The sequence below is a fragment of the Flavobacterium cyanobacteriorum genome (genome assembly GCF_002251835.1).
GTDB lineage: Bacteria > Bacteroidota > Bacteroidia > Flavobacteriales > Flavobacteriaceae > Flavobacterium > Flavobacterium cyanobacteriorum.
The window spans coordinates 1-8,171 of the sequence record NZ_NOXV01000186.1 but is presented as its reverse complement, the minus strand read 5'-3'; the positions used below and the strand labels follow the sequence as shown (position 1 = coordinate 8,171).

Annotated in this window: 6 protein-coding genes; 1 reads left to right on the top strand and 5 read right to left on the bottom strand. The window is 41.9% G+C overall.

The genetic code is table 11. The features are described 5' to 3' along the window. Window positions 1-404: 404 nt before the first annotated feature. The 4 genes from CHU92_RS03705 to CHU92_RS03690 form a co-directional block, all read right to left on the bottom strand. Window positions 405-1,952 (bottom strand): cryptochrome/photolyase family protein, encoded by a 1,548-nt coding sequence (locus CHU92_RS03705; RefSeq protein ID WP_094412731.1) that lies wholly within the window; start codon window positions 1,950-1,952, stop codon window positions 405-407. Between the two features lie 92 nt (window positions 1,953-2,044). After that, window positions 2,045-3,094, bottom strand: coding sequence for a response regulator (locus CHU92_RS03700; protein WP_094412729.1), 1,050 nt, complete (start codon window positions 3,092-3,094; stop codon window positions 2,045-2,047). Next, window positions 3,091-4,278, bottom strand: coding sequence for a PAS domain-containing sensor histidine kinase (locus CHU92_RS03695; RefSeq protein ID WP_094412727.1), 1,188 nt, complete (start codon window positions 4,276-4,278; stop codon window positions 3,091-3,093). The genes CHU92_RS03700 and CHU92_RS03695 overlap by 4 nt, the downstream gene beginning before the upstream one ends. Before the next feature lie 64 nt (window positions 4,279-4,342). Then, window positions 4,343-5,326: a PEP/pyruvate-binding domain-containing protein gene (locus tag CHU92_RS03690; RefSeq protein ID WP_094412725.1), complete on the bottom strand. Its 984-nt coding sequence runs from the start codon at window positions 5,324-5,326 to the stop codon at window positions 4,343-4,345. 127 nt (window positions 5,327-5,453) lie between these two features. Here CHU92_RS03690 and ychF point away from each other — a divergent pair, with 127 nt between their 5' ends. Further along, entirely contained in the window at window positions 5,454-6,548 is a 1,095-nt protein-coding gene (ychF, locus tag CHU92_RS03685) for a redox-regulated ATPase YchF (protein ID WP_094412723.1), read from the top strand. A gap of 1,155 nt (window positions 6,549-7,703) precedes the next feature. Here ychF and CHU92_RS15980 read toward each other — a convergent pair. Continuing rightward, on the bottom strand, window positions 7,704-8,171 hold a 468-nt coding region (locus CHU92_RS15980; RefSeq protein ID WP_207759799.1), incomplete at its 5' end, for a hypothetical protein.

The following is an 8,171-nucleotide window of genomic DNA, read 5'->3' as shown; positions in this document are numbered from 1 at the left end:
TGGTTAAGTTTGATAGTGTTAAATTTTATTTAGGACAGGATTGATTTCAGCCTAATCATTTTTTTAATTAAACTTTTTTTTTGGCGTTGAATACGTCTATTAAACCTATACCAACTAATTCTTATTAAAAAAGTTAATCGATGAAATGATTAAAAAAAAAGTTGTATTGCCCTATATTTATTGAAGTTGTAATAATTTTAATACTTCTGTTAAGGACTGTAATTATTTAAGGGTGTTTGTACTTGTTATAAATTTGTTAAGAAGTATAAGAATTATATCAAAATATAACAAACGCAGATTTCAGGAAATTTAAAATTATGTACGTTATTATTTAATAAATAAATATTAAATCTAATATGTAAATTTTGACTTCAGTCCATTCATTTAAAGCACGAATAAATATGTTAAATTTTTTCTAAATTTTCAAGATATATATCTGCCTGCAGGAGTATTCCGGATTTTGTTTCTGCATCCATTTTATCCCAGGTTTTATATGCCATACCTATTCTTGGGTTAAACTCAAGTTTGGCACGGTGCCTGTCGTAGAAGTTCCAGTAAAGGCTGTTAAAAGGACACGCTTTGTCTCCTGTGCGCTTTTTAGGATCATAATAACATGTTGTACAGTAATGGCTCATATTATTGATGTAATTCGCACTGCTTACATACGGTTTTGTACCTACCAGGCCACCATCGGCAAACTGGCTCATCCCGCGTGTGTTGGTTAGTTCAACCCAATGTATGGCATCAATATATATACCCAGGTACCACTGGTCTACATCATCTGGCAGAATGCCGGCAAGCAATGCAAAATTTCCGGTAACCATAAGCCTTTGTATGTGGTGGGCATAGGCAAATTGCAGGGATTGCTTTATGGCGTCCCGCAGGCAGTTCATCCTGGTTTCACCTGTCCAGTACCAGGCGGGTAGCCTCCGGTTGTGTTCCAGGAAATTCAGGGTTTCAAACTCAGGCATCTTGAGCCAGTAAATGCCCCTCATATATTCCCTCCATCCAAGTATCTGGCGTACAAAGCCCTCAAGCTGGTTGTAGGCAATGCCTTGTTTATTCCCTTCCCAGGCTTTGATAGCCGAAGCAATAACTTCGTGGGGTGAAATCATCTTAGTGTTGAGGCAAAATGACAGCCTTGAATGATAAACCGACCATTCACCCGGCATCATGGCATCCTGGAATGTACCAAAAAGGGAGAGGCACTCATTACAGAAAAAAGCCAGCAGCTCAAGCGCCTGCTCGCGGTTAACAGGCCATATAAGGTGCTTTTTGTCGACGCTGCCTATCGTTACAATCTGATGTGATAGTATTTCATCAACAATATCCGAAACATCATTATCAAATACCAGCGGGTTTACAGGCTTGTGCCCGGCCGGCAGTTTCTTTCGGTTATCATGGTCATAATTCCACTGCCCCGTCAAGGGCTCATCGCCCTTCATCAGTATATTGTGCTTTTTCCGCATGTAGCGGTAAAAACTCTCCATCAGGTAACCTTTCTCTTTGTATTTAAAAAACTCAGCCAGCTCACTCCGGTGGGTGTAAAAATGTTCCGTATCGGCAAATGAGGTTTCAATACCGGCTTCATCGCAAAAATTTTTCAGGATTTCATCCACGCGATATTCATCGGGGAGCAGGTACTCGAATTTTTTTATGTGGTGCTCCTTTATCAGTTGCCCGCAATTTTTGGGTATGTCCTGCAGGTTATCAGCATCAGAAAGCCTGAAATAGCGCACCTGGTGGCCGCTTTCTTTGAGATAGTTGGCAAAGCCGCGCATGGCACAAAAGAATGCTGCTATCTTTTGTATGTGATGCCAGGTATAGTCGGTTTCAGTGCGCACTTCCATCAGCACATACAATGTCTCATCACACGTAGTGCTAAACCATGAATGATTACGGTTTAGCTGGTCGCCAAGTATAAGCCGTAGCGTGTTATATGTTTTTGCCATAGGAGAGAAATACTACAGGCAAATTTACAGCAAAAACAGCATTATCGTATGGGTTTAACGGGTAGTTAGCTATTGTTTAATTTTAATGATTGCTAGTTCTTCAGCCTGTTCAGCTTATCAAAATTAAGCACATGCAGCGTGCTGCCTTCTTTATCAATAAGCCCTTCACTTTTAAAATCGGTTAACGTGCGGCTTACGGTTTCTGGTGCCGTTCCTGAAAGCGCAGCAAGGTCATCCCGGCTTATTTTTATGCTTTTACCGTCGTTACTGTGCTGGTTGAGCAGGCGTACTATCGTTTCGGCAATCCGTTTGCGTACAGAGGCATAAGCAATTTGCAGGAGCCGCTGTTCCTTTTCCTGGATGTTATTAGCCAGCAGTTTTATAAATTTTACGCCAATATCGGGGTAAAGGTATAAAAGGCGGTCAAGCTGTTCTACCGGCAGGAAACTGAGTTCGGTGTCTTCAAGGGCTATGGCAGTGTCATTATACGTATCGTTAGACAGGATGATGCTAATATCCAGGTAATCATTGGCTTTGTGTATCCCTGTGATCAGTTCTCGCCCGTCTTCGGTCAGTTTTACTGTTTTAACCCTGCCGCTTATAATAAAGTAAATCCCTGTAACACGGTCGCCTTCATAATGTATGTGCTGGTTCTTTTTAAACTTACGGCTGCTGCGTTCCTGCATTATCTGTTTAAGCTCTTCAAGCCCATCTTTTTTTGATACAACCTCGTTAAGCTTTTCAGGTGTCTGCCCGTAAAAAAGCTGGTGTATCTCTTTTTTTTTCAGGCGGCTTTCCACAGCCCTCAGCAGTTCGGTATCATCAAAAGGCTTGGTCAGGTAATCATCAGCGCCAAGTTCCATGCCTCTCCTTATATCCGGCCGTTCGGCTTTGGCCGTTAAAAATATAAAGGGCGTGGCGCGGGTTTGCTCATTATCGTTCAGGGCTTCAAGTACGCCATAGCCATCCACTTCAGGCATCATTATATCGCACAATACAATATCGGGCTGGTGCTTTACAGCAAGTTCGATGCCTTCTTTGCCGTTACTGGCCTCATAAACCTCATAACCTGAAAGCTCAAGTATTTCGATAACATTTTCCCGAATATCATTGTTATCTTCAATTATTAGTACTTTTGTCATAGTATAGGGAATAGTATAGTAAATGCAGTTCCTCGTCCTGCTTCGCTTATAAAATCTATAGTGCCGTTCATCAGCTTCACATAGCGCGATACAATATTCAGCCCCAGCCCTGTCCCGGGTATATTGCCGGTATTTTGCGCACGGAAAAAGGCTTCAAAAAGGTGTTTGTGCTCCTCTTGGGGTATGCCGATGCCATCGTCTTCTACGGTAATCTGGCATTTACCTTCGCCAATATAGGTGCCAAATTTTATTGTGGTAGCTTCGCCGGAATATTTTATCGCGTTAGAAATAAGATTAATAATACAATTTTTCAGGAGATTGCGGTCAAGCCTAACCAATGAATGCTCGCCGTGGTGGCTATAGGTTATTATTTGTTGTTTTTTTGAAAGCAGCTGCATTTCCTCCACTATTTCCTTAGAAAAAGCTATAAGGTCAAACGTGCTGTAAGCTACTTCTACTTTTCCCGCTTCGGCTTTTTCAACATGAAGGAAATCGTCGAGGATAATGGTCAGGTTGCTTACGGCATTCCTGATTTTTTGTATATGCCTGTCTATCTTAGCGTTGCCTGTTCCTTCAAGATAACGCTCTATCAACGAATTAGAAAGCTGTATGGAGCTTAACGGCGTACGGAACTCGTGCGAGGCCATGCTCAGCAGGCGGCTTTTCAGCTTGCCAAGTTCTTTTTCCTTTTCAAGGGCATGGCTTAGTTCTTCTTTGGTTTCTGTCAGCGCGTCAATAGTTTCATTAAGCGAAACGGTTCTTTCTTTTACGAGTTCCTCAAGGTGCTGCGTATATTGCATCAGGCGGTTCTCGGCTTCTTTCTGGTGGCTAAGGTCGTGTATAAAGCCGGCAAAAAAACGCATGCCCTCATACTTTACTTCACTTACGCCTAACCTGAAAGGGAACACGGCGCCATTCTTCTTTCGGCCCAGCACATCGCGCCCGTAACCGATAATATGCGGAATATGGGTTTGCCTGTATTTATCAATATAGCCATCATGCCTTTCCCTGTCAGGCGACGGCATAAGCACCGCGATATTTTTTCCGATAACCTCTTCAGGCTCATAAAGAAAAAGGCGGCAGGCCGATGGGTTTATAGACTCTATTATACCTCTCTCATTAATAGTTATAATACCATCAATGGCATTTTCTATAATGGCTTCCAGTAAGGCATCATTTCTCATGGGAATGGGCTATATGGCAAATATCGTAAAATACTCTTATACTCCCATGCAATTTAATAATGTATTAGGCCGGCATTACCTGCAGGCCTACAATATTAAAAAAACTCTCACCGGCCTCTTTTGCCCATTCCAAGCAAACATCTGAATTATAATAACTTGCTGTTTTTACAACTGCTTTTGCCAAAGTAATTGCTTCTTCATCTTCAAGGATAAACCTTTCGCGGAGCTCACCGGGGGTGAGTTTCAGGGTTACGGAATTTATTCCTGAAGCATTGTCATTAGTGACCAGCATCTGTGTTTTTTTTCCTTGTATTTTTACAATACCCGAAGTACTGCTGTTGCGCAGCAGGCTGCTGTTTACAATAAATTCATCGGGCGAAACACCTTCCAGCAGATTGCTGCCCAGCCCGTTGTTGCCTTTTATAGATATAGTTCGGTGGCCTTCGGGTACCAGGGGCGGAAGGCTGCGTGCGGTGCCTGAAATTCCATGGATACCCGCCATTTTTTGCAATATTACCGAAAGGTTGATACCTGTTATGCCTTTTTTTGCCCTGCAGGTGATAGCTTCTGTATTAAAATAAGAAGCAAAGCAACATTTAATAGCGTATATCAGGGCTACATTCCCGCTGATGTTCAGGTAGGATTCCATGCCGCAGGGTTCTCCGTTGCGCTGGTAATAGCTGCTGCTGCGTACGGCGAGGGGCTGCCCGCCTGTGTCGAAAAGGCTTTCACACATCCGGTTTATGGCAATTTCAAGTTTCACCGGGAATCTGGCATTGAACAGAAGCTTCTTGGCCGATTTTGAAATTTCTTCAATACTTTCAAAATTGGCATGAACAGCTTTTTCGGTAAGCGATAAGAGCGTGCCTTCAATGGCATTGTATTCCAGAAAATAATCAAATCCTTCTGAGGTAAGCACAAATCCTTCGGGGACCTTCATGTCAGGGTCATCCAGGTTATACAGGTCTGCCATAAAAGCTGCTTTCACACCTGCCAGTGCGGTATCAGCAGCTGATATTTCGCTGAATTTTTTTAAATATCTTTTCATGGCATTATCCCTAATTACAGCAAAGATACCTGCGGACAAAAGCGCAGGAAATGATATTCATCACATTTATCTGAAGCAGAGGTTTATGAAAATACGCTATATTTGCACGCTTAAAAAGTAATATAAAATGAAAGCAGGAATTGTAGGATTGCCTAATGTAGGCAAATCAACACTTTTTAATTGTCTGTCTAACGCCAAAGCGCAAAGTGCCAACTTCCCGTTTTGCACCATTGAGCCCAATATTGGGGTGGTAAACGTACCCGACCCCAGGCTTGAAAAACTTGAGGAACTGGTGAAGCCGGAGCGTGTGGTTCCTGCAACTGTTGAAATAGTAGATATTGCGGGACTTGTAAAAGGTGCCAGCAAAGGAGAGGGGCTGGGCAACCAGTTTTTGGGCAATATAAGGGAGTGCAATGCCATAATCCACGTACTCCGCTGCTTTGATAATGATAATATTGTGCATGTTGACGGCAGTGTAAACCCAATAAGGGATAAAGAAACCATTGATATAGAACTTCAGCTGAAAGACCTTGAAACAGTTGAAAAACGCCTTGAAAAGGCAAAAAAAACAGCTAAAGTAGGTAATAAAGAAGCCCAGGCAGAAGTAAGCCTGCTGGAGAAGATAAAAGAGGCTTTGTTACAGGCGAAGTCGGCGCGTACGGTACAGCTACAAAATAACGAGGAACAGGAACTTATAGACAGTTTCCAGCTGATAACTACCAAGCCGGTATTGTACGTTTGTAACGTAAATGAGGAAGCCGCGGCTACGGGCAACCAATATGTAGCGCAGGTGCGTGAGCTGGTGAAGGATGAAAAAGCTGAAGTAATGTTCCTGGCTGTAGGGACCGAAGCCGATATTACCGAACTGGAAACTTATGAAGAGCGCCAGATGTTCCTGGAAGACCTGGGGCTTAAAGAACCGGGCGCTTCGGCACTGATACGCGCGGCCTACAGGCTGCTTAACCTCCAGACGTATTTTACGGCAGGTGTGAAAGAGGTACGTGCCTGGACCATTAATGTGGGCGACACAGCCCCGCAGGCCGCAGGAGTGATACATACTGATTTTGAAAAAGGCTTTATACGTGCCGAAGTAATTGCTTATGATGATTATGTGGCCTACGGCTCAGAAGCCAAAGTTAAAGAGGCCGGCAAGCTGCGTGTAGAAGGCAAGGAGTATATTGTTAAGGATGGCGATGTAATGCACTTTAGGTTTAACGTGTAGTGTTTGACTTTAATAAAAAAACAGCCTGCTTATAAGCAGGTTTTTTTATTTAAGGAGAAGTCTAACAGCTCTAAGAATCCCTATTAATGGGGCATTTTTATTTTTAACATTTTTATAATAAGGAAGTAAAAAATACCAATAAAAAAGCCTCCTGTTTATGGACAAGAGGCAACCCAAATGTTTTCACAACGGAAACTATTTATTTACTTCAATTAGTTGTTTATCAATGTTTTAAGTGTTTTGAAACAAATATAAGGTACAAATAAGGCTCAAATACATACTGTAAACTTGCTTTTGGGGTATGGGTTTCAACTTAACATTGCCCGTTCAATTTCGTGGTATGGTATGCTTTCAGCTTTCTGTATTTGTTCCATTATTCGCAAATACTTTTTGGTTGGTTTTCCTGCATACGTTTTTTTGAAATTCTTTTTATACAGTTCGCTGTATAGGTTATCACTTTTGAAGTAAGCCCCTAATGTTTTATCCAATTGCCTGTACTTCTTACTTTGGGTTTGTGTTTCGTACATACAACCGTTAAACGCTTCACGGTGTAAAAAGTAACCGCCTATTGAATACAGTTTACGGCAANTTTTGGTTGGTTTCCCTGCATACGTTTTTTTGAAATTCTTTTTATACAGTTCGCTGTAAAGGTTATCACTTTTGAAGTAAGCCCCTAATGTTTTATCCAGTTGCCTGTACTTCTTACTTTGGGTTTGTGTTTCGTACATACAACCGTTAAACGCTTCACGGTGTAAAAAGTAACCGCCTATTGAATACAGTTTACGGCAACGCTTCTTTGTTTGTGGGCAAATGAAATACCATATTTCGCCCCTGTTCAGGTTTGAAGGGGTTGAGATCAAATATACCTTATACTTTCGGGGTTCGTCCCTGTATTTGTAATCCAGTTCAATGTATGGTTGTTCGCTTTGGGTGTTTACCTGTATTGAAATACTGCCTGTGGGGTTTCCGTTCCTGCTCCAGTTGAGTGTACCGCTTTTAATCTGTTTCGGATCAAGGTAGCCCCAACCTTTCAACTTTGAAACATGTATTTGCAACGCTTCATTGTATAGGGTTGGGAATGTATGGGGCTTTGGCATTTGAAATTTATTTTGAAAATGAAACCTAAATCATTAAGGAACTTTGCAATAAAAAGGCTTAATCGTGCCAACGCTTTATTTTAAATTCGTCCGGTTCGCCAAAATTGTGTTTTACGCTTTCTGTTTTTGGCAATACATACGGCATAAGTTTACAAAGTATGTTCAGCCGTTGCACGGGTTCAAGTTCTTTGAGGGTGTCGGGTAGCTGTTCAAGTTCCTTTTGCATTAACTCTTTGAGGGTGTCCCGTATGTTTCCAGTTAAAGGCTTGTTATACTCAACCTGTGGTTTATCATTTTTCAGCCTTTCGGTTTGGCTCTTTAGTAGTTCCTTTACTTCGGTAAAGTCCAGTTCCCCGAAATCGGAAACCCGTACATATTTGTAAACCCATTCGTAAACAAATAACCTTTGGGTTGTGTTCAGGTTAGCTTTGTCGGTAACGGCTGCAAATTCCTGAACTGCTTTTAATGGGGTTTCGTGCTGTTCGGTGAAAATGTTTACTGCCTTATCAAATAGCTGTAAGGGTGT

What these genes read in the sequence shown, in the direction of transcription:
- CHU92_RS03705 (WP_094412731.1), bottom strand. Translation starts at nt 1,952, where the DNA reads ATGGCAAAAACATATAACACGCTACGGCTTATACTTGGCGACCAGCTA.
- CHU92_RS03700 (WP_094412729.1), bottom strand. Translation starts at nt 3,094, where the DNA reads ATGACAAAAGTACTAATAATTGAAGATAACAATGATATTCGGGAAAAT.
- CHU92_RS03695 (WP_094412727.1), bottom strand. Translation starts at nt 4,278, where the DNA reads ATGAGAAATGATGCCTTACTGGAAGCCATTATAGAAAATGCCATTGAT.
- CHU92_RS03690 (WP_094412725.1), bottom strand. Translation starts at nt 5,326, where the DNA reads ATGAAAAGATATTTAAAAAAATTCAGCGAAATATCAGCTGCTGATACC.
- ychF (WP_094412723.1), top strand. Translation starts at nt 5,454, where the DNA reads ATGAAAGCAGGAATTGTAGGATTGCCTAATGTAGGCAAATCAACACTT.